This is a genomic window from Streptomyces sp. CNZ301 (assembly GCF_004217425.1).
In genome coordinates this window covers 301,974-322,074 of sequence record NZ_SHLG01000002.1, presented here as the reverse complement: position 1 = coordinate 322,074, position 20,101 = coordinate 301,974, and the positions used below count along the sequence as shown (strand labels likewise).

17 protein-coding genes and 1 pseudogene are annotated in these 20,101 nt (G+C 72.0%); 9 read left to right on the top strand and 9 right to left on the bottom strand.

Annotated features, from left to right (window positions below):
* The first annotated feature begins 199 nt into the window (after positions 1–199).
* Positions 200–1,102, top strand: coding sequence for a Scr1 family TA system antitoxin-like transcriptional regulator (locus tag EV375_RS25590; RefSeq protein ID WP_130302309.1), 903 nt, complete (start codon positions 200–202; stop codon positions 1,100–1,102).
* A 34-nt stretch (positions 1,103–1,136) separates the two neighbouring features.
* Here the strand turns inward: EV375_RS25590 and EV375_RS25585 are convergent, their stop codons facing one another.
* Positions 1,137–2,261 (bottom strand): MBL fold metallo-hydrolase, encoded by a 1,125-nt coding sequence (locus EV375_RS25585; RefSeq protein WP_130302308.1) that lies wholly within the window; start codon positions 2,259–2,261, stop codon positions 1,137–1,139.
* 215 nt (positions 2,262–2,476) lie between these two features.
* Here EV375_RS25585 and EV375_RS25580 point away from each other — a divergent pair, with 215 nt between their 5' ends.
* The 4 genes and pseudogenes from EV375_RS25580 to EV375_RS25565 all read left to right on the top strand — a co-directional run bounded on the left by EV375_RS25580 (position 2,477) and on the right by EV375_RS25565 (position 5,517).
* Positions 2,477–3,058, top strand: coding sequence for a TIGR03086 family metal-binding protein (locus EV375_RS25580; protein WP_130302876.1), 582 nt, complete (start codon positions 2,477–2,479; stop codon positions 3,056–3,058).
* Positions 3,059–3,091: 33 nt separating this feature from the next.
* A pseudogene (locus tag EV375_RS25575) lies at positions 3,092–3,217 on the top strand (hypothetical protein); the annotation flags it as partial.
* A gap of 432 nt (positions 3,218–3,649) precedes the next feature.
* Positions 3,650–3,826 (top strand): family 1 glycosylhydrolase, encoded by a 177-nt coding sequence (locus EV375_RS29965; RefSeq protein ID WP_486588804.1) that lies wholly within the window; start codon positions 3,650–3,652, stop codon positions 3,824–3,826.
* A 47-nt stretch (positions 3,827–3,873) separates the two neighbouring features.
* The gene (locus tag EV375_RS25565) at positions 3,874–5,517 is read left to right on the top strand and encodes an FGGY family carbohydrate kinase (RefSeq protein ID WP_130302306.1); all 1,644 of its coding nucleotides are present in this window, start codon (positions 3,874–3,876) and stop codon (positions 5,515–5,517) included.
* Positions 5,518–5,818: 301 nt separating this feature from the next.
* Here the strand turns inward: EV375_RS25565 and EV375_RS25560 are convergent, their stop codons facing one another.
* From EV375_RS25560 to EV375_RS25545, 4 genes are all read right to left on the bottom strand, one after another.
* Positions 5,819–6,115, bottom strand: a complete 297-nt coding sequence (locus EV375_RS25560) for a hypothetical protein (protein ID WP_130302305.1) — start codon at positions 6,113–6,115, stop codon at positions 5,819–5,821.
* A gap of 85 nt (positions 6,116–6,200) precedes the next feature.
* Complete coding sequence (locus tag EV375_RS25555; protein ID WP_130302304.1) at positions 6,201–8,069, bottom strand: GMC family oxidoreductase; 1,869 nt, start codon at positions 8,067–8,069, stop codon at positions 6,201–6,203.
* Positions 8,066–9,466, bottom strand: a complete 1,401-nt coding sequence (locus EV375_RS25550) for a hypothetical protein (protein ID WP_130302303.1) — start codon at positions 9,464–9,466, stop codon at positions 8,066–8,068. The genes EV375_RS25555 and EV375_RS25550 overlap by 4 nt, the downstream gene beginning before the upstream one ends.
* Entirely contained in the window at positions 9,466–10,158 is a 693-nt protein-coding gene (locus tag EV375_RS25545; protein WP_130302302.1) for an FCD domain-containing protein, read from the bottom strand. The genes EV375_RS25550 and EV375_RS25545 overlap by 1 nt, the downstream gene beginning before the upstream one ends.
* A gap of 186 nt (positions 10,159–10,344) precedes the next feature.
* Between EV375_RS25545 and EV375_RS25540 the strand changes: the two genes are divergently transcribed.
* The gene (locus EV375_RS25540; protein WP_207228460.1) at positions 10,345–10,989 is read left to right on the top strand and encodes a nitroreductase family protein; all 645 of its coding nucleotides are present in this window, start codon (positions 10,345–10,347) and stop codon (positions 10,987–10,989) included.
* Positions 10,990–11,078: 89 nt separating this feature from the next.
* On the opposite strand, the gene EV375_RS25535 is transcribed toward EV375_RS25540, so the two are convergent.
* The gene (locus tag EV375_RS25535) at positions 11,079–12,233 is read right to left on the bottom strand and encodes an AAA family ATPase (protein ID WP_130302301.1); all 1,155 of its coding nucleotides are present in this window, start codon (positions 12,231–12,233) and stop codon (positions 11,079–11,081) included.
* 251 nt (positions 12,234–12,484) lie between these two features.
* Between EV375_RS25535 and EV375_RS25530 the strand changes: the two genes are divergently transcribed.
* A complete protein-coding gene (locus EV375_RS25530) occupies positions 12,485–12,853 on the top strand; it encodes an MmcQ/YjbR family DNA-binding protein (protein ID WP_130302300.1) in 369 nt (122 codons plus the stop codon).
* A gap of 63 nt (positions 12,854–12,916) precedes the next feature.
* Here the strand turns inward: EV375_RS25530 and EV375_RS25525 are convergent, their stop codons facing one another.
* The 3 genes from EV375_RS25525 to EV375_RS25515 all read right to left on the bottom strand — a co-directional run bounded on the left by EV375_RS25525 (position 12,917) and on the right by EV375_RS25515 (position 18,370).
* Positions 12,917–13,297, bottom strand: a complete 381-nt coding sequence (locus tag EV375_RS25525; protein ID WP_130302299.1) for a hypothetical protein — start codon at positions 13,295–13,297, stop codon at positions 12,917–12,919.
* Between the two features lie 295 nt (positions 13,298–13,592).
* On the bottom strand, positions 13,593–15,749 hold the full coding sequence (locus tag EV375_RS25520) for an OmpL47-type beta-barrel domain-containing protein (RefSeq protein WP_486588870.1): 2,157 nt from the start codon (positions 15,747–15,749) through the stop codon (positions 13,593–13,595).
* Between the two features lie 89 nt (positions 15,750–15,838).
* On the bottom strand, positions 15,839–18,370 hold the full coding sequence (locus EV375_RS25515) for a ThuA domain-containing protein (protein WP_130302297.1): 2,532 nt from the start codon (positions 18,368–18,370) through the stop codon (positions 15,839–15,841).
* Positions 18,371–18,594: 224 nt separating this feature from the next.
* Between EV375_RS25515 and EV375_RS25510 the strand changes: the two genes are divergently transcribed.
* On the top strand, positions 18,595–19,590 hold the full coding sequence (locus EV375_RS25510; RefSeq protein ID WP_130302296.1) for a multicopper oxidase domain-containing protein: 996 nt from the start codon (positions 18,595–18,597) through the stop codon (positions 19,588–19,590).
* A gap of 193 nt (positions 19,591–19,783) precedes the next feature.
* A complete protein-coding gene (locus tag EV375_RS25505; RefSeq protein ID WP_055487459.1) occupies positions 19,784–19,987 on the top strand; it encodes a cold-shock protein in 204 nt (67 codons plus the stop codon).
* The last annotated feature ends 114 nt before the right edge of the window (positions 19,988–20,101 follow it).

The following is a 20,101-nucleotide window of genomic DNA, read 5'->3' as shown; positions in this document are numbered from 1 at the left end:
TACATTCCTTCCCTCGTGCAACTTGCGCAACAGTCCCGCTCCGGGTGACTTCGTGGCGGGGACTGGACAGGGGCATGTGCGGGAATGAGGACGGACAGTGCCGTGGAACGTACCCCTCGCGCAGCGCGAGGAGGAGACCAGAGCGGACACATGCTCGCCATGGCGAGACCCATGCGTCCACAGCCCGGGGAGCTGAGGCATGCGCATCACCGAGATTCCGGGCGGCCTGCCCGACCGCCGCATCCCGGACCGGCCACCGGGGCCGGCAGTGCCCCGGCTGGTGCTGGGGGAGCGGCTGCGGAAACTGCGGGAGGCACAGTACATCTCCCGCAAGGAGGCCGGGGAGGCCATCAAGGCCTCCGACGTGAGCATCGCCCAACTGGAGCGTGGCCGCTGCGGTTTCCAGGAGCGGGACGTGACCGACCTGCTCACCATCTACGGAATCACCGACGAGACGGAACACGCCACCCTGCGGGCCCTCGCGGCGCAGACGAACTCCCCGGGCTGGTGGCACGCCTACCGGGACGTCGTGCCCGACTGGTTCCAGACCTTCCTCGGCCTGGAACAGGCGGCCGGCGTCATCCGAACCTACGAGGTCCAGTTCGTCCCCGGGCTGCTCCAGACACCCGAGTACGCACGCGCCGTCATCGAACTCGGACACCAGGGCGCCCCCGAGCCGCAGATCGCGCGCCGCGTCGAACTGCGCATGCTGCGCCAGCGCATCCTCCACAGCACCCGGCCCCCGCACCTGTGGGCCGTCCTCGACGAAGCCGCGCTGCGCCGCGGCGTCGGCGGCACCGAGACGATGCGCGGTCAGCTGGAACACCTCATCGCCGCGTGCGAACTCCCGCACGTCACGGTCCACGTCATGCCGTTCGCGGCCGGCGCGCACGCCGCCGCGGGCGGACCCGTGACGCTGCTGCGGCTCCCGGAGCGTGAGCTGCCCGACGTCATCTACCTGGAGCAACTCATCGGCGCCACCTACCCGGCGGAGCCGAACGAGGTCGACCACTACCGCCACGTCATCGACCGCCTGGTGACCGACGCGGAACCGGCACGCCGGACCCGCACCTTCCTGCTCGGCCTCCTCGACGAACTCTGACGCGCCACGGCCGGACGAGCCTCGGCAGGACCCCTCAGGACTGCCCGAGCTGCGCCCCCATGGGCCCCGACGCCGCGGTGCGCCGCTCGCCCGCGATGCCCTGCCACCAGGGGGTGGTCGGCAGCACGGGCGCGGACGGTTCGAAGCCGGCGCCCGGCACCGGCAGCGCGGCCCGCACACCGGCCCGCTCCGCGGCGGCCACCAGCCGCTCGACGGGCTCCGCCCAGGGGTGCGGGGCGAGGTTGAACGTGCCCCAGTGGATCGGCAGCAACGCCCCCGCGTTGCGGGTGAGATCGAGATGGGCGCGCAGCCCTTCCTCGGGCGTCATGTGGATGTCGGGCCAGAACTCGCTGTACGCGCCGACCTGGATCATCGTCGCGTCGAACGGCCCGTGCTGCTCGCCGATCGCGGCGAAGCCGGGGAAATAGCCCGTGTCGCCGCTGTGGAAGATCCGGTGCTCGGGGCCCGTCACCGTCCAGGACGCCCACAGGGTGCGCTGCTGGTTGCGCAGGCCCCGGCCGCAGAAGTGGCGGGCGGGGGTGGCCGTCAGTCGCAGCCCGGCGATCTCTGCCGACTCCTCCCAGTCCAGCTCGGTGAACCGGTCCGGCGTCATGCCCCATCTCTCCAGGTGCGCCCCGACACCCAGCGGCACGGCGAACGGCACGCCGCACGCGATGAGTCGGCGGATGGTGGGCAGGTCGAGATGGTCGTAGTGGTCGTGCGAGACGACGACGGCGTCGAGCCGGCCCAGCGCGGCGAGCGGCAAGGGAGCCGGGTGCAGCCGCTTCGGCCCGATGAACGGGAACGGCGAGCAGCGATTGCCCCACACCGGGTCGAACAGCACACGCCTTCCGTCGATCTCCGCGAGGACCGTGGCGTGCCCGAGCCACGTCAGCCGCAGCCCGGAGGCGGGCGGCGAGGTCAGGTCGGGACGGGAGAGGGGGACGGGGCCGGTGGGTCTGCGCCCCTCGCGGCTGAGCAGGGCCCGCAGCATCTCACGCCGGCTGCGCACGGCTCTGGGCGTCCGTCCCGCGGGCAGGGGGTTGCGGAACGCGCCGGCCTGCGTGTCGTAATTCGGCGACCGCTCGATGCGGGCCAGCCGCTCGCCCGAGGGCTCCGCCCCGAAGGAGAGGGGGTCGAAGCCGAGCACGCCGCTCATGGAGTCTCCCGTTCTGCCGATGCCGGCCGCCGTGTGTGCCACAACAACGCCGGTCCTCGTCCGGTTTGTTCCCCGGCGATGAGTTCCCCGGCCCCGTCCGGTCATTACATCGACCGGCGGATGAACCGCCGGCCCCCACGGACGCCCGGGCTTCCGCGTCCCGGGGCGGGACCGGGGCCCGACGGCCCGGAGGAAGGGGCGCGCAGGTGACGACGATGCTCGATCTGGGACCGCAGACGCGTGAGGTGAAGGCACTGCTCGACGGAGTCGGCGACGACCGGCTCGCGGCGCCGACGCCGTGCGAGGACTACTCCGTGGCGGACCTGCTGAGCCACCTGCTCGGGCTGAGCGTGGCCTTCACCGACGCCGCGGCGAAGAAGCTGGGCGAGGCGACCGGCCAGGACCCCGGCGACGGCCCGCCGCCGCTGCCGGAGGACTGGCGCAGCCGGCTGCCCGCCCGGCTCGACGGACTCGCCGCCGCGTGGCGCAGCGAGTCCGCCTGGGAGGGGGAGACCCAGGCCGGCGGCGTCACCCTGCCCGGCGCCCTCGCCGGAGTGGTCGCACTCAACGAAGTGCTCCTGCACGGCTGGGACCTGGCGCGTGCCACGGGGCAGGACTACCACGGTGACCCGGAGAGTCTGAAGGCGTCGATCGGCATGCTCTCGCAGGCGGAGGCCCAGGAGATGCGGGGCACGATCTTCGGGCCCGTCGTCGAGGTGCCCGGCCACGCGCCTCTCCTGGACCGCGCCGTCGCTCTGAGCGGCCGCCGCCCGGACTGGAGCCCGGCTGCTCGTTGACGCTGCGCCGGCGCACCGCGGACCTTCGCCGACCACGCCGCCGTCTGCTTCGAAGCGCTCGGCGGCCGCGTAGGCGACTGGGTGATCGTCGACGAGCCGTGGACCGCCGGGCCCCTCGGACGTCAACTCGGCCTCCATGCACCGGGGAGAAGGACCTGACCGTGTCGGTGCGGGTGATCCACCAGCGGCTGCCGGCGCATGGACCCACCCGCGCGCCAGAGGGCTCCGCCCTGCGGGCCGGCGTTGCGCGCAGCCTCGTCCCGCACACCCTGGAGGCGGCCGACCGTGCCGCCGCCCACGTCTCCGACGGCTCCGTCGACCGCCGGTTCCCCGATGCCGTGCGCGGCCGAGGCAACGCCGCGGACATGCGCGAGCACCGGTGCCGGGTCGCAGGGGCTGGACCTTGTCCCCGGCGGCGACGGCGACTATCGGCGCGCAGCGAGGTCATGGGCATCAACTGCTCCACGCCGCGTCGTCGGCGCCCGCGGAGTGCGGGAGACGGACCCGGACCACGGGCCGTGGCCGTGGAAGGTCCACCCCGGCCCAGCAGGAGGTCCGTGCCCCGACCTCGGACGGAGAACGGACAAGGCAATGGTCCCCGGGACCGGGCAGCGCCGCATCGACGACTTCGGAGCGGACCGGCGCGCCAGGGGATACCGGCCGCGCTTCGGACTCGTTCACCTCGACCGGAACACGCAGCGCCGCACCGTCAAGGACAGCGGCCACTGGTACGCGCGCGTCGCACGCGCCCCCACGCTCTCGCCCTGACCCGTGGAGAGCGGACCGGCGACGGGTATGGACCGGGAGGAGGTGACATGACAAGCCAATCGAGTCCCCGCAACGGAACCGCCCCCCACCCCCGCGCCGGCACACCGCTCCTCGCCGGCATCGACATCGGCAGCACCCACTGCAAGGCCCTGATCTGCACCCCCGACGGCACCGTGGTGGCGCGCGCGCACCGCGCCACACCCCGCAATGCCGACCAACACTCCCACGACGCCGACGAGTTGACCGGCGCCGCCCTCGACGCGCTCACCGACTGCGTACGAGCCGCGGGCCGCGCGCCCCACACCGTCGGACTGACCGGCATGGCCGAGACAGGCGTACCGCTCGACCGGCACGGGGCACCTCTCGGCCCCGTCCTCGCGTGGAACGACCCCGCGCCCGCCCCGCACGCCGAGACGCTGCGCCGCAGGTGCGGCGCAGCGGAACTGCACGCACGCACCGGAGTGCTGCCCAGCGCCAAGGTCCCCCTCGCCCGCTGGTGCTGGCTGCGCGAACACCACCCGGAAGTGCTGAACCGCATGCGGCAGTGGGCGGGCGCCGCCGACCTCGTGGCGCGCGCACTGACCGGACGCGTCGGCACCGACGCGACGTTCGCCCAGCGCAGCATGGCCTGGGAACCCGGAACCGACGGCGCCGCGCTGGGCCGGTGGAGCGCGGAACTCCTCGCCGAGGCCGGACTGACCCCCGCACACATGCCGCACGTCCATCCACCGGGCCGCCCCCTCGGCCCCGTCCCCCGGGCCACGGCACGACGCCTGGGGCTGCGCGCAGGCACGCACGTCGTCGTCGCGGGGCACGATCACCTCGTCGGCGCGTGGGTCGCGGGTGCACGCCGCGCGGGTCTGGCCGCCGACTCCATGGGCACCGCCGAAGCGGTGCTCACCGTCTCCGCGGCACCTCCGGACCGGGCCGCCGCGGCGGCCGAAGGCATGTCCTGGGGACGGCACGCGGACGGCGAACACTGGATCACCCTTGCGGGAATGGCGAGTTCGGGAGCGCTCGTCGAGTGGTTCTGCGACCGCTTCCTGCCCGGGCCGGGAGCGGGTGCCGGACAGGCCCAACCGGCCGCCCGCTACGCGGAGTTCGCCCGACTCGTCGAACGCTGCGGCCACCGCGTGAACGGTCACGGGCCGGCTCTGCCCAGCGGCATCACCGTCGAGCCCTACCTTCAAGGACGCAGCGCGCCGCACCCCGACCCGGCCGCACGCCTCGCCGTGCACGGCATGGCCGCGTGCCACGGCCCCGCCGACCTCGCGCTCGCCCTGCTGGAGGGAGCCGCGTACCAGGCACGCTGGATGGCCGACGTACAGGCCGAGTTGACCGGGTCGCAGCCGCACGCCGTGACCCTTCTGGGCGGTTCCACACGCCAGCGCACCTGGACGGCGCTGAAGGCTGCCGTCACCCCGTGGACCACCGAGATCTGCACCGAACCGGAGGCGCCCGCCCTGGGAGCGGCGGCATGGGGCGGCGCCGCCATCGGCATCGACCCGGCCTCCGTCCGCCCCGCGACCACCGCCGTACGGGCCGACGGCCAGGCGGCGGCGGCTCACCGCGACGCCTACCGGGACCGGTTCCTGCCCCGGGTCACGCGGCGGAACGCACGTCCCGGGAAGCCCGGACTGCCGCACGCGCAGCCAGAAGACCGGCACGAACAGCAAGCCGCAGAGACCTGAGGGGAGCGGGGCCGCAGGCGAACGCACGCGCCCCCGATGGACCCCACGCCCCGCAGCCCCTGACCCGCACCCGACCACTGTTCCCCGTCCCAGCCCCCGACCCCGACCCCGACCCCGACGAAGGAAAGGCAACGCGCTCATGAGTGCGATCGCCGCCGCCGTCGGCCCGCCCGCCGCGGAGGGGACCGGCGTCCCCGTGCTCCCCTCACCCGCAGCGGCACCGCTCAACTCGCCGCGGTCGTATGCTTTTCCGGGCCCCGGGGCATCCGGCCGCCCGCACGCCCCGGGGTTCCGCCGGTCCTCAGCCGCCGCAGTTGAGGTCCGTCTGGAGCATGTGGCCCAGCGGTTTGCCGGTGTCGGCGCGGGAGACGCTCCACAGGCGGGACGGCCCGGCGGCGGCGACCTTCTCGCCGGCCCGCATGGTGCCGACGACTTTGCTGTCGGTCTTGTCAGCCGCGTAGCGAGGCGCGTTGTCGTGCACCACCTCGCAGATCGCTCCGGCCCGGGCGGTGCCGCCGCCGGCCGAGGGGATGGCGACGGCGGCGACTGCGAGCGCGCAGGGTGCGGCGAGACGAACCGCCAGTTTCCGTTTCTTCATCCTTCTCCCCGTATCGGTACCGCGCGGCACACATCTTCACCCTATGGTGCCAACTCCCCGCCACGGTAGGCACGTTCGGGGTGGATTAGGCACTCTGTGCCACCGCGGCCGCCGTCCTGCCGACCGCCAGGGCCGTGGCCATGATCGTCAGCTGCGGGTTCACCTCCGGGCAGCTGGGCAGCGCGGAACCGTCCGCGATCAGCACCCCCTGCACGCCGCGCAGCCGTCCCTCGGCGTCGGCCGGAGCGGTCTGCGGATCGGCGCCCAGTGCCACCGTCCCCGTCGGGTGGAAGGCCGACAGATGCAGTTGCCTGGCCGACAACCCCCGCAGCATTTCCCGCAGTTCGTCCTGCGAGTATGCCTTCGGCGCGGCGGGGATGCCCGTGAGGACCTCCTGTGCACCCGCCGCGAAGAGCACCCTGCCCATCGCCTCGACGGCCCGCATGAGCCGCTCCCCGTCACGGCGTGCCAAGTCGTAGCGCAGCAGCGTACGGCGAGCGCCCATGACGCGGCCGGAGGGCAGATCCGCGATCATGGCGCCCAGTGTGGCGAGGGACTCGGCACCGTCCAGCTCCCGGCGTAGTGCGCGCCCCACCCCGGGAAGCACGAACGAACCCATGCCGGGCGGCCCGGCGGTCGCTTCGATGAGGATGCCGTCGCTGTGAAGCTCCTCCACGCCGACGCTCTGCAGCACGCCCCGCCACGCGGTGACGGGCTCCGCGAAACGCCCCGCCACGCTCGCGGCCGGATGGATCGCCAGGTTGCGGCCGAGGCGCGGGTGGCCTCCCAGTCCCGAGCGTCGCAGCAGCGGCGGAGAGTGAAGGGCTCCCGCCGCGACCACGACGAGCGGGCTGAGGATCTCCAACTCGCTGCCGTCCGGGCGGCGTACGAGGACACCGCACGCCCGCGGTCCGCCCGGCCGGTCCTTCTCCACGAGGACGCGCTGCACATACGCGCCGGTGACGATTCGGGCTCCGGCGGCACACGCGTCGGGCAGCACCGACAACTGCACGCTCTGCTTCGCACCCGTGGGGCAGCCCACGACGCACTGGCAGGAGCCCTTGCAGCCGGTGGCGTTGCGGCGCAGCGGTGCCGCCTGCCAGCCCAGCCGCTCGGCGCCGAGCAGCGCGGTGCGGGCGTTGCGGCCCAGGACGTCAAGGGGTGCGGTGGCGACCTGGAGGGTGCGTTCGACCTCGTCGAGGCATTCGCCGAAGGAGTCCGCGTCGGCGATGCCCAGCCCGAACTCGTCGCGCCAGCGGGTGAGCACATGGTCCGGAGTGCGGTAGCAGGTACCGGAGTTGACGACGGTGGTGCCGCCGACGGCCCGCCCCACGGGCAGCACCACCGGCGGGTTGCCGAGGGCGACGGTGCCGCCACCGTCCCGGTAGAGCTCCCCGAACCGGTCGAGCGGCGTGCGCCGCCCGAACTCGGCCGTGGTGTGCCGGCGCCCCTCCTCCAGCACGAGGACACGCATGCCCGCCTGGGCCAGCGTGCGGGCCGCGATGGCGCCTCCCGCGCCGGAACCGACGACCACGGCGTCGGCCGTCGACCTGTCGGGCCATTCCACCGACGGCACACAGTCCAGCGGCGGGTCCTCCGGCGCGGACACGGGCGTGGGAGCGGGCTCCTCGTGGATCATGCGCTCCGTGCCGGCGGCGAGCATCACCGGCACCTTCACCGCGTCCAGCACCGGCAGCAGCGAGCGGCGGGACGCCAGCGAGGCCAGCACCGTCTCCCGCTCGTCCGGGGTGAGTCCGCGCAGGCGGCGGCCGGTGCGGACCGCGGCGTAGGCGTCGACGGCGGCGGCCGCCGCCCGGACACCGGCACGTGCGGGCGCGGGCATCGTGCCGAGCACGGAGCCGAGACGTCCGGGCACGGCACCCGGCCACGCCTTGCTGCCGTCGTCGGCGAGCAGGGCGGCGACGAGGCCGGCGAGAGGTTCCTGACCGCTCATCGGTCACCCACCTCCGCGTGCGCCGTGCCCTCCAGGCTCCACTCCGCTTCCGTGCGCCACCGTCCCCTCCAGCGCTCCAGGACGATCCGCGCGTCCGCCGTCTCGCTGTTGCGGCACACGGCGCCGCTTCCGTCGGGGTCGGTGTAGTCGAGGGCGAGGGTGCGTTCCTCGGGCTGGGTGACCTCCACGCGGATGCGGCGCAGGCCGGCGCGGCCCGTGACCGTCCAGGTCGGCAGCGAGACACGGGCCTTGAAGCGGCCCAGGCCCGCCCAGCCGACCGCGGTGCGCTCCGCCCGCCGCGGCCATGTGCGGCCGTCCTTGCGCAGCCGCAGGAACACCAGCGGCGGCAGCCGCCGCAGCCCGGGACGCATCGACGTCGCGGCGACGATCTCCAGCACGTCGCCGCCGCCGAGCCCCGCGTGCAGCCACGCCCAGCGGCGTGCGTTGCCGTGCCCGTAGATGCGGGCGGTCGCCCCGGGGGCGCCGTCGAGTTTCAGCTCCCCGCCGTCGTAGGCGAACGTCCCCGTGTACGACGCGCGGGGCGCCGGCACGATCTGCGCCGCAGGAAGCAGCTGTCGGCGCCAGGACCAGCGGGGGAAGGTGAACAGCGGCTCGTCCTGCGGGTGTTCGGCCAGGTCCCAGCTGAACGGGCCCGCTGCGCCGCGCAGCCGCCCGGGGCCGGCCTCGATGCCCTCCGACGCGAAGCCGCGCGCCCCGGGCTGCCGCTTCCACGGCTTCGGGCCGAACCGGGCGTGCTCGACGGGGCCTTCGCCGTCGGCGGGGAAGCGGGCGACCCAGCCGTGGGCGTACGCGTCCGATCCGTCGGCCGGGGCGACGAGTTCGTGGTGCAGCCACAGCCCGCTGCGGGTGGCGGGGTCGGTGACGGTCGTGTACCAGACCTCCGTCCGTCCCGCCGATCCGTCCCAGCGGGGCGCGAGTTGGGCCGCTGCGTCCTCGGAGCGCGGGAAGCGGAAGCCGGCCAGGAAGGGAAGCAGCTGCGTGCTGAGGGGGAAGCGCAGCGTTCCCTTCCCGGCCTCCTCACCGTCCTCGAAGAGGGAGAACGGCAGGACTGTCATCGACTTCACGGGCCGGGCCAGGGAGATGGACTTCCAGCCGTCGAGGGAGTAGCGGCGGCCCTGGGCCGTGAAGTCGATGCGGTAGCGGATGCGGCGCCGGGCGAGCGGCGATATCTCCATCTCGCCCGTCGCCTGCGCGTCGTCGGCCCGGCCGGCGATGCGGACCCGTCCGGTCACCGCACCGTTGGTCGTGCGGTGCGGGAGCAGGACGTCGCCCGACCGTACGGTCAGATCCAGGCGCATCGCCCGCGTATCGCTCTCCCCGGCCAGTCGGACGGAACCGGCCATGACCTCCGAGAAGGTGGTGCCCCGGCCGCCCATCAGGCGATCCCGAGACCGTCGAGCATGATGCGCTCGGTGGTGGCGAGGTACGCGTCCGCCGCCTCGCGCGCGGCCTTCGCGTCGCCCGCGCCGACCGCCGAGACGACGGGCTCCAGCCGGCCGTGCGCCACGTCCGGATCCAGGAACGGGCCGACGAGGTGTGTGCGCATCGGCAGGTAGGCGTTGAAGAGGGTGTTGGTCAGCAGCGTGTAGACCCTGTTGCCGGTGGCGCGGGCGAGCGCGCGGTGCACCTCGACGTCGGCGAGCTGCACGTCGCCGCCGCCCCCGGCCTTCCGGACGGCTGCAAGCAGCCTGCGCAGTTCCTCGCGCTGCGCCGCGGTGGCCTTCGTCGCCGCCCGCTCGGCGATCAACGCGCCGATGCTGCGCCGCACTTCGAAGATCTCACCCAGCCAGTCGGGGCTGTGCCGCACCAGCATCGGCAGCAGGTCGGCCCCGCCGAGACGCACGAAGTCCCGTACCCGCGTGCCGACTCCGTGACGGGTCTCCAGCAGACCGGACTGCACGAGGCGCCCGAAGGCGTGTTTGAGGGTGGTCCGCGTGACGCCGTAGCCGTCGGCCAGCTCACGCTCGGGGGGCAGATAACTCCCCGCGGGATGGGATCCGGTGAGGATCTCCTCGCGGAGTTTGTTCTCCAGTACGTCGACGATCGTCTCGCGGGGCAGAGTCTCCACGCCCGGCACCTTCCTCAGTGACTCAGTGGATGAGCCACTGAATCACGTACCGTCCCGCCCGGCAAGAGCCCTGCGGAAAGAGGGGCGCTGGACGCCCCGAGTGCGGCGTCGTTAACGTGCGTCAGCGATTCGCGGCTGCGGCCCCGTCGCCGAACAGCCCCGCACCCGCACCCCTGGGAGCCCACCGTGCCCGAACTGACCCCCCACGAGCTGCTGACCACGACCCGCAGTGTCCGCAAGCGGCTGGACCTGGAGCGGCCCGTCGACCCCGCTCTCGTGCGCGAATGCCTGGAGACGGCCCTGCAGGCGCCCAGCGGATCCAATGCACAGCGCTGGCACTGGATGGTCCTCACCGACCAGGAGGTGCGCCGGGAAGTCGGCGCCGTGTACCGGAAGGCCTGCCGCGCCTACCTCGACTCGCCGGACGCCGCGGGCCGCCTGTACGCGGACGACCCGCAGCGCTCCCGCGTGCAGGCCCGCGTCAACGACAGCGTGGCCCACCTGGCCGACCGCATGGGCGACGTCCCCGTACTGGTGATCCCCTGTCTCCAACTGCCCTCAGGGGAACTGCCCGAGGGCAACCAGGCCGGTCTGTGGGGGTCGATCCTCCCCGCCGCCTGGAGCTACATGCTCGCAGCCCGCTCCCGCGGTCTCGGCACGGCATGGACCACCCTGCACCTGCGGTACGAGGACGAAGTGGCCCGCGTCCTGAACCTCCCCGCGAACGTCCGCCAGGCCGCGCTCATCCCCACCGCCCACTACACCGGCGACACCTTCAAGCCGGCACCGCGAACGCCGCTGTCCGAGGTGCTCCACGAGAACCGCTGGTGACCGGGGCGCGGCACGGGAAGACGCCGCCCGGTCACCGGGTGCGGTGACGGCAGAAACCGGGGGAATCCGCGCCCGGGGACCCGAGCCCCTCAGCGTTTGGGCCAGTGCCACGCCGGCTGGTCCAGGAGCCCCTCACGCCCGGCCACCCGGGTCCGCCCGTACTCGTCCTTGACCAGCTCCATCGAGTTCACGTCGAGCCGGTGACGCACCGGGCCGCGCTCCAGCTGCGCGGCCAGGTCCGACGCGTGGGTGACCACCACGACCTGCGTGTCCTGAGCGGCTGCGACGATCAACTCCGCCAGCGGCGGCAGGAGTTCGGGGTGGAGGCTGGCCTCCGGTTCGTTGAGGACGAGGAGCGCGGGAGGCCGCGGCGTGAGAAGTGCGGCCGTCCACAGCAGATAGCGCAGCGTGCCGTCGGACAGCTCGGCGGCGGTGAGGGGGCGCAGCATTCCCGGCTGATGCAGCTCCAGTTCGAAGCGTCCGCCCTGGCTTGAGACGGAGAGCCGGCTGCCGGGGAACGCGGCGTCCACGGCTTCCTGCAGCCGCTTGCGGTCGCCGGTCTCGTGGATGGTGCGCAGGGCTGCCGCAAGGTCCACGCCGTCGTGGGCGAGCACGGGCGTGCGGGTGCCGATCTGTGCGGAACGGGCGGGTGCCTGCGCGTCGGTGCGCACGTGGTCGTAGAACCGCCAGGACCTGATGCGCTCCCGCAGCCTCAGCAGGTCGGGTGCGAGCTGCGGGTCGGCGAACTCGCTCAGCATGCTGTCGTACGGACGCAGTTCTCCCGCCGAGCGATGCCAGTCACCGTCCGCGGTGCGCGTCCGCACGGCGGGACCCTTCCGCTCCGAGAGCACCGCGGCGGGGCGCAGCACCGGCCCCGCCCAGGTGCATTCGACCTTGATCTCCGGGTCGAGGTCGAACAGCGAATCGGCGGGGATCGGATGCCCGAAGTCGACGGCGTAGCCGAACTCGTCCCCGGCGAAGCCGAGTCGCAGCCCCACCGGCCCGCTTCTGCCCGCGCCCTGCGCCGGATTCTCCGAACCGGCCCACAACGTGGAGCGCAGGCCGCCCTCGCGCGCCAGGGCCGCGACCGCCCCTCCCCGTGAGGCGTCGGCGAGCAGCCGCAGGGCCCGGTACAGGCTGGACTTCCCTGTGCCGTTCGCGCCCGTGACGACGTTCAGCCGCTCCAGCGGCACGATGAGGCGGCTCAGCGACCGGTAGTTCTCGACGGCAAGGGTGGTGATCATGCGGGGGCTCTCCGTGCGCTCGGCTCGTCGGTGCCTTCCAGTGTGAGGGGAGGGTCCGACACCCGCCTCCGTCGCGTGACGCCGGAGACCTCACGGGCCGCTCCGCGCTGACCGGCCTCTGCCCGAGCGCGGGAGAACCCACTTCCGGGCGGTCGGCCACCGCCGCGGCCGACGGGCGCTGCCGGCACCGCCGTTGACGCGGACGAGCCCGCTGCGAGGGGGCGTGCCGCCGGGAGCCGTAGATTGGTGCCATGCCCGACTCGGAGGATGTCCGCCGCATCGCGCTGTCACTTCCGGAGACAGCGGAGAAGGAGGCGTGGAACATGCCCACGTTCCGCGTCGCCGGCAAGATGTTCGTCACGGTTCCCGACGACGAGACGTCCTTCGCCGTGCGTTGCCCCAGGTACGAGCGGACCGAACTGATCGCGGCGGAGCCGGAGAAGTTCTGGGTCCCGCCGCACGAGGCCGGAACCCCATGGGTTCGTGTGCGCATCGCCGCTCTGGACGACCTCGACGAAATGCGCGACATCCTTCTCGACTCCTGGAAGCAGGCAGCTCCGGCCCGGCTGCTGGACGCCTTCGTCGAGGGTGATGCCGAAGGGGGCCCGCCCACCCGCTGAGCCCCGGCGCTTCGGGTACGCGGAACCAGGGCGGAGCCGTGCCCGGGTCCGGCCCCGGCCTGTTCAGGATTCCGCCGACCGGGGGTCCTCTCCCGGCATCCGGGAGGTGCCCGGGCCGGCGACGTGCCCGTCGGAATCACGGGGTTCGCTGCCGCGGCCGAAGAAGAGATAGCCGCACGTGATGGACGCCGTGATGACGATCATCCACGGCACGTAGTCGGGTGCCCTGTTCAGCACCGTGTGCCACAGGTCGTCGTCGAGTGGCGGCCTGTCAGCGATTTCGTCCGCGGTCATGAGGAGCGCCCCGCTGACGGCGAGGCCGCCGAATATCGCGGTGAGTCTGCCCCGGCCGGGTCTCCTCGCCTCACGTCCGCCCAACTGCATCACGGCGCAGAACGCCGCGGCGTAGAGGACGAAGGCGGCGATGATCAGCGCGGTGTACAAGAGGACTCCGGGGTGACGTGGACGGTGGTGACGGCGGTGCGGGCGGCACCCGCCGGCGGCGCCGGCGCGGCAGCCGACGTGGTCCTCGAATCGGCCGTCGGCGTGGCAGGACCGGGAAGCGGGGGCGTCACGCCCGGCAGCGTAGTCCGGGCTCCGCACCGGCACGGGCCGCTTGATGAAAGACGACAAGCCGCGAAGGGTCCGTCGACGCGAGGGAAGCGGGCCACGTGAAGAGGTCCCGCCGATCCACGGCGGGACCTCTTCACCGGGGGCGTGTCCGCCCCCGGCAACCGCGTCAGAGTTCCTTGATCCGCACGTCCCGGTAGGAGATCACGTCCGTGACGCCGTGCACCTGAAGGCCGATGTAGCCCGAGGCGTACCTGCGCCCGTCCGTGCCGGGGTCGTCGTCGCGGGGCGGCTCGAAGACCTGCCCGCCGTCATTGTCGAACTCGTTGATGAGTTCTCCGTTCCGGTAGACCGAATAGTGCTGGCCCACGACCTTGATCTCGTAGTCGTTCCAGGTGCCCTTCGGGGTGACGCCGGCACCGGCCAGTCCCACGCGGTCGAAGCCGTAGACGGAGCCGGTCTTGTACATGTCGCCGTCGGGCCGGTCGAGGATCTGCAGCTCGTGCCCGAACTTGATGGCGACCCACTCGGGCCGTGACTCCTCCGGGTTGTCGTGGACGTACGGGAAGCGGGCGAAGACACCGGCGTTGGCGTTGCCGTCACCGGGGGCGTCGTCGCGGAACTGCAGCTTCAGCGAGTAGTCGGCGTACTTCCGTTTCGGGTACCACAGCATGCCCATGCCCTCGGCCTGGGTGCTGCTGGTCATGCTGCCGTCGCCGTTGAGGGAGAACGCTCCGCCGCCGACGTGCTGCCACCGCGCGAAGGACTCCTCCGTCCCGTCGAACAGCTTCTTGTAGCCCGTCTGCTGGCCGGGCTTGCCGATGCCCGACTTCTTCGCGGCCTTGTTGATCAGCTTGTGCTCCCGCGCGTCGAGCACCTTGTCCTTGAGCAGCGCGTCGGTGACCTCCGAGACGTGCTTGAGGAACAGGGCCTGGGAGGACCAGTCCTTCTCGTCCTCGATCAGTTCGCCGACGGTGCAGCGCTGCCGCGTCATCCGGTTCGGGACGCCGGTGTCGATGTCACCGACGAAGACGGTCTCCCGCTCGTCGTACTCGGGGCAGTCGGGGGCGGGCACACCGCCGCCCGGCACGACGTCGAATGACTCGGCGACGGCCTGCGAGGTGTTGCCCGCCTTGTCGGTCGCCCGGTGCGCGACGCTGTGATGACCGGTACGGTCGACCACGACCGGCTCGGTGTAGGCGAGGAACGGGCCGCCGTCGAGGGAGTATTCGACCTTCTCCACTCCCGATCCCTCATCCGTTGCGGTGAGGGTCACCGTGGCCCTGCCGAGGTAGTGGCCGTCGGAGTTCGTCCTTCCCTCCGTCCTGGCCGTGGTCTGCGGCGCAGTCGTGTCCTCCTCGGGCTGCTCGACGACGGTGAACTCGACGGACTCGGCCGCGGCGGCGTTGCCCGCCTTGTCCGTCGCCTTGTAGCGGACGGTGTGGGAGCCGGGCTGGTGCACCATCACGGGTGCCGAGTAGGGCTGGAACTCCCCGTCGTCCAGGGCGTATTCGACCGTGTTGACGCCCGAACCGGCGTCCGACGCGGTCACGGTGACGGTGGCCGTGCCCACGTACGCGCCGTCGGCGTCCTGTTCGCCGTCGACCGTCGCGGAGGTCTCCGGCGGTGTGGTGTCGTCCGTCGGCGGAGCGACGACGGTGAACTCCACCGACTTCTCCTCCGCGACGTTGCCCTCCTTGTCGGTGGCTCTGTAGCGGAAGGTGTGCGTGCCGGCCTCGTGCACCATCACCGGGTCGGTGTAGGCCTGGTAGCCGCCGTCGCCGAGGGCGTACTCGACCGTCGCGACGCCGCTGCCGCTGTCCGAGGCGGTCACGGTGACGGTGGCCATGCCCACGTACGCGCCGTCCGCGTTCTTGTCGCCCTCGACCTTGGCGGACGTCTCCGGCGGCGTGGTGTCATCGCCCCCGCCGCCGTCGGTGACGACTAGGGTTCCCTGCATCTGCCCGTGGCCGGGAATGGTGCAGTGGTACTTGTACGTCCCGGGGGTCAGGACGACTTCGACGGAGTGCTTGCCGCCCTGCGCGTCCGAGGGGTTGGCGAGGATGTTGACGTTCACGTCGTCGTTGTAGTCGGGGTCCCCGGTGACGAACGTCAGCGTGTGCGGCATGGACGTGGTGTTGCCCGTCGCCTCGCTGTTCTCGAACTCGATAGTCGCCGGGCCCGCGACCGCCGTCTCGGGCGCCGAGGTGTAGCGGGTGATGTCGTCGCCCGCGGTCCACCTCAGCAGCTGCGCGGCCGCCGTGCCGGAGCCGCCGGGCTCCGGCTGCTGCCCGTACGCCGGTGCCGAGGTCAGGCCCAGCACCATCAGCAGCGACGCGAACAGCGCCGTCACCGCGGTGCCGAGGGCACGCCGGCGGCGGGCCGCCGGCGTCCTGCGTGTGCGTGCGGACGGGATCATCGTGACGCCCCCTTCGCGCTCCTGCCGACGACGTCGCCGGCCGCGGGAGTGGCCTTGCCGCCCTGGTAAGTGACGTGCCACAGGGCCGACTTGTCGTCGGAGGTGAAGAAGCCCCGCCCGTAGTCGAGGACGTAGAGCGAGCCGTCCGGGGCGAACTTCCAGTCCATGAGATTGCGGATGCCGCCCTCACCGATCGGGATGATCCTGCGAAGGCTCTCGGCGTGCACCGGCAGAGCTCCGGGCTCGTCGCCGTCGGGCATCACCACCGCGTGCCGGGGCTGTTCGGCGTCGTAGAAGTCGCCGACGAACCACTTGCCGTCCCAGTAGGCCGGCCATTTGGCCTTGGACGCGACGGACTTGTCGAAGCGGTAGACCGGGCCGTCCATGGTGGCCTGGCCGCCGCCCTTGAGCCACGGCAGCAGCAGCTTCTGCTCGTCCTTCTCGTAGCTGGGCACGCCGTTCTCGTCGCGCGGATAGTCCGGGGCTCCGCCCTGAGGCGAATACCAGATGTTGTTCGGCTGCGCGGGCGGGATGTTCACCAGCCCGTCGTTGTTGGGGGATTCGTTCTTCAGGTGGTCGCAGTCGTACCAGCCCAGCGGCTTGTCCGGATCGGGCAGATTGCGGTCCCGGTAGGGCTGCTTGTTGCCCATGCAGTACGGCCAGCCCTGGTTGCCGGCGCGCGTGATGCGGGCGAAGGTGTCGTACTTGGCGGGGCCCCACGTGGTGCTGGGTTCGCCCGCGTCCGGTCCGACCCAGCCGGCGTAGAGGACGTCGGTCTCGGGGTCGATGGAGATGCGTGCCGGGTTGCGCACGCCCATCACATAGATCTCGCCCCGGGTCTTGCCGCCGCCCTCGTCGGTCTCCTCGCCGGTGAAGAGGTTCCCTTCGGGGAGCGTGTAGGTGCCGTCGTCCTCGGGGTGGATGCGCAGGATCTTGCCGTTGAGGTTGTTGGTGTTGCCCGCGGTGCGGCGGGCGTCGGCGAAGGAGACGCCCTTGAAGGAGGGTTCGGGGTTGTTGCCCGAGTAACCGTCGCTGAAGCGTGAGGAGTTGTTGTCACCGGTGGCGATGTAGAGGTTGCGCTTGGAGTCGAAGGCCATGCCGCCGCCCGCGTGGCAGCAACTGTGCACCTGCACGGGCCACTTGAGCATCACCTTCTCCGAGGACTCGGCCAGCTTCCCGGTCTTCGCGTCCACGGTGAAGCGGGAGACGCGGCGCTCGGCCATGTGCTTGTCCCGGTCCAGCCGGGAGTGCGGCGTGTAGTGCAGATACATCCAGCCGTTGTCGGCGAAGTCGGGGTCGAGCGCGATACCCAGCAGGCCCTCCTCGACCTTGACGAGTTCGTCGCCGCCGCCCTTGTTGCCGAACACGGTGAGTGATCCGACCAGGGAGACCTCCTTCGTCTCCGGGTCGTAGACGTGGACCGTGCCCTGGCCCTTGCCGATCTGCGGGTCGTCCCAGTCGGTCACCACGGGCGCGTCGCCGTCGCCGCCGCCCCGTCCGATGTAGAACACGCGGCCGTCGTCCGCCGTGGCCAGGCCGTGAGGCTCACCGATCTGGTCGGACTCGCCGGGCTTGTTCGGGGAAGTGACCCGCTCCGCCTTGTAGTTGGAGGTGATGGTGGCCTGGCAGTCGGCCCGTGCCAGCCGCGTCGTCCACAGCAGCGCACCGCGCAGATGCGTGCGTAAGTCGGCCTCCTGGAAGCTGTCGGCCGTGCCGCCCATGCCGGTGTAGAAGGAACGTCCGCCGTCGTAGTCGCGGCACCAGGAGACGGGGTGGTCCCAGCCCATCGCGCCCTGGCCGGGGTCGTAGCTGCGCTCGCGCACACGTGCGACGGTGTGCACCGAACCGCTGGGATTCTCCTCCCAGTTGAGCCACTTGTCGGGGCGCTTCCACTCCACGGGAAGGTCCTTGGCCGCCGGGTTGCGGCGGTCGCCGACCTCCACCGTGGCGCGCTGCACCTTCGAGGTCCCCTCCGCCGCGGGACGCGCGCCCACCAGACCGCCGAACCAGTCGGAGTACGGCTCCGCCTTCGCCGCGCCGTGGATGCCGAGGAAGCCGCCGCCGGCCTCCATGTAGCTCTCCAGGCCCGCTTCCTGCGCGGGATCGAGCACGTCACCGCCGCCGGTGAGGAAGACGACGGCGTTGTACTTGCCGAGCTTCTCGGAGGTGAACACCGAGGGGTCCGCCGTCGCGGTGATCCTGAAGCGCTGTGCGGCCGGGCCGCTGCGGCCGATCTGCTCGATGGCCTCGATCCCGGCGTCGACGGTGGGCGGCTCCTCTCCGGCGGAGCCGTGGAAGACCAGCACGCGGACGTCCTCCCCGCCCGGCGGGGAGGTGAGTTGGAGCTTCGCGTCGGACGGGTCCGGCGGCGTGCCCGCGAGGGCAGGGGAGCCGCCCAGCAGGGCGGCCGAGACCGCGCCTGCGAGCAGCGCCGCGAGCCGGCCGCGCCGGGAGATCCGCCGGAACGCCGGCCGTGACCTGCGCAACCCTCTCAACTGCAAGGGCTTTTGATGCGGTTCGAGCCGCATGACTGATCCACCCCTCTTAAGTCACAGAAACGGGGAAGAAGTTAGACTTCTTTCGGTGGAACGCCAATAGCTATGACCACGATTCAACGAACTTTGTCCTGGATATGGATAAACGAGGCCGACGGCGCTACGGTCCTTGTCGGCTTCACTCCAATGTCCAGGCGCGCAGGGGCAGTTCAGGCACGCAGGCAGTGGCGGCCCCTCCGGCCGCCGAAGGGAGACCGATGTCCGAGACGTCCGGCAGCAGCCTCGCCCGTCGCAGCTTCAGCAGACGCCTTCTCGCCGGTTCCGCGGCGGCGGCGCTCGGCCCCGCGGTCCTCGCGCCGCCCGCGTCGGCCTCGGCGCCCTCCGCCGCACCCGCCGCCCCGCAGGCCGCGGCGGGCGTCCGGCGCGCCGGGCCCGGCGGCGAGGTGCGCCACATGAAGCTCTACGCGCAGAAGCTGGCGGACGATCAGATCGGCTACGGCCTGGAGAAGGGCAAGGCGACGGTCCCCGGCCCGCTCATCGAACTGACCGAAGGGGACACGCTCCACATCGAGTTCGAGAACACCACCGACACCACGGTCAGCCTCCACCCGCACGGCGTCGACTACGACCGGGCCAACGACGGCACCAAGATGAACGACAGCGTCGTCGAACCGGGCGGGACGCGCACCTACACCTGGCGCACCCACGCACCCGGCAAGCGCAAGGACGGCACCTATCGCCCCGGCAGCGCGGGCTACTGGCACTACCACGACCACATCGTCGGCACCGAGCACGGCACCGGCGGCATCCGCGCCGGCCTCTACGGCCCGCTCGTCGTGCGCAGGGAAGGCGACATCCTGCCCGAGAAGCAGATCACCATCGTCTTCAACGACATGACGATCAACAACCAGGCCAAGGGGCCCGACTTCAAGGTGACCGTGGGCGACCGCGTCGAGATCATCATGATCACGCACGGTGAGTACTACCACACGTTCCACGTGCACGGGCACCGCTGGGCCGACAACCGGACGGGCCTGCTGGAGGGGCCCGGCGACCCCAGCAGGATCATCGACAACAAGATCACCGGCCCGGCCGACTCGTTCGGCTTCCAGGTCATCGCGGGCGAGGAAGCGGGCGCCGGCGCGTGGATGTACCACTGCCACGTGCAGAGCCATTCGGACATGGGCATGGCCGGGCTGCTGCTCGTGGCCAAGCCGGACGGCACGGTTCCGGGCCACGACGGCCACCACTGACCGCCCGGCGCCCCCCCGGGGCCAGAGGTGTGCTAGGTTGCAGAAGTTGCAGTTTTGGTACCCATTACGTGTGCGCCTGACGGTTGTGACCTTCAGGCGCATTTTTGTTTTCCGGTGTTTCTGGATGGGGTCAGGGCGGCGACGGTACCCCGCGAGGTGCGGGGCACCAGATTTGCCTCAGAAGGAGATCGGCATGGCATCCGGCACCGTGAAGTGGTTCAACTCCGAGAAGGGCTTCGGCTTCATCGAGCAGGAGGGCGGCGGCAACGACGTTTTCGCCCACTACTCGAACATCAACAGCCAGGGCTACCGTGAGCTCCACGAGGGCCAGAAGGTGACCTTCGACGTCACCCAGGGCCAGAAGGGCCCGCAGGCGGAGAACATCACCCCGGCCTGATCGCGGCTTCGCCCACGGGGCCCGTACCTGCTCGCAGGTACGGGCCCCGTGGCATGTCCGCGACCCCCCGCCGGCCCTCCCCGTGCCCGGCTGCCCGGGTGCCTCCCAACTCCG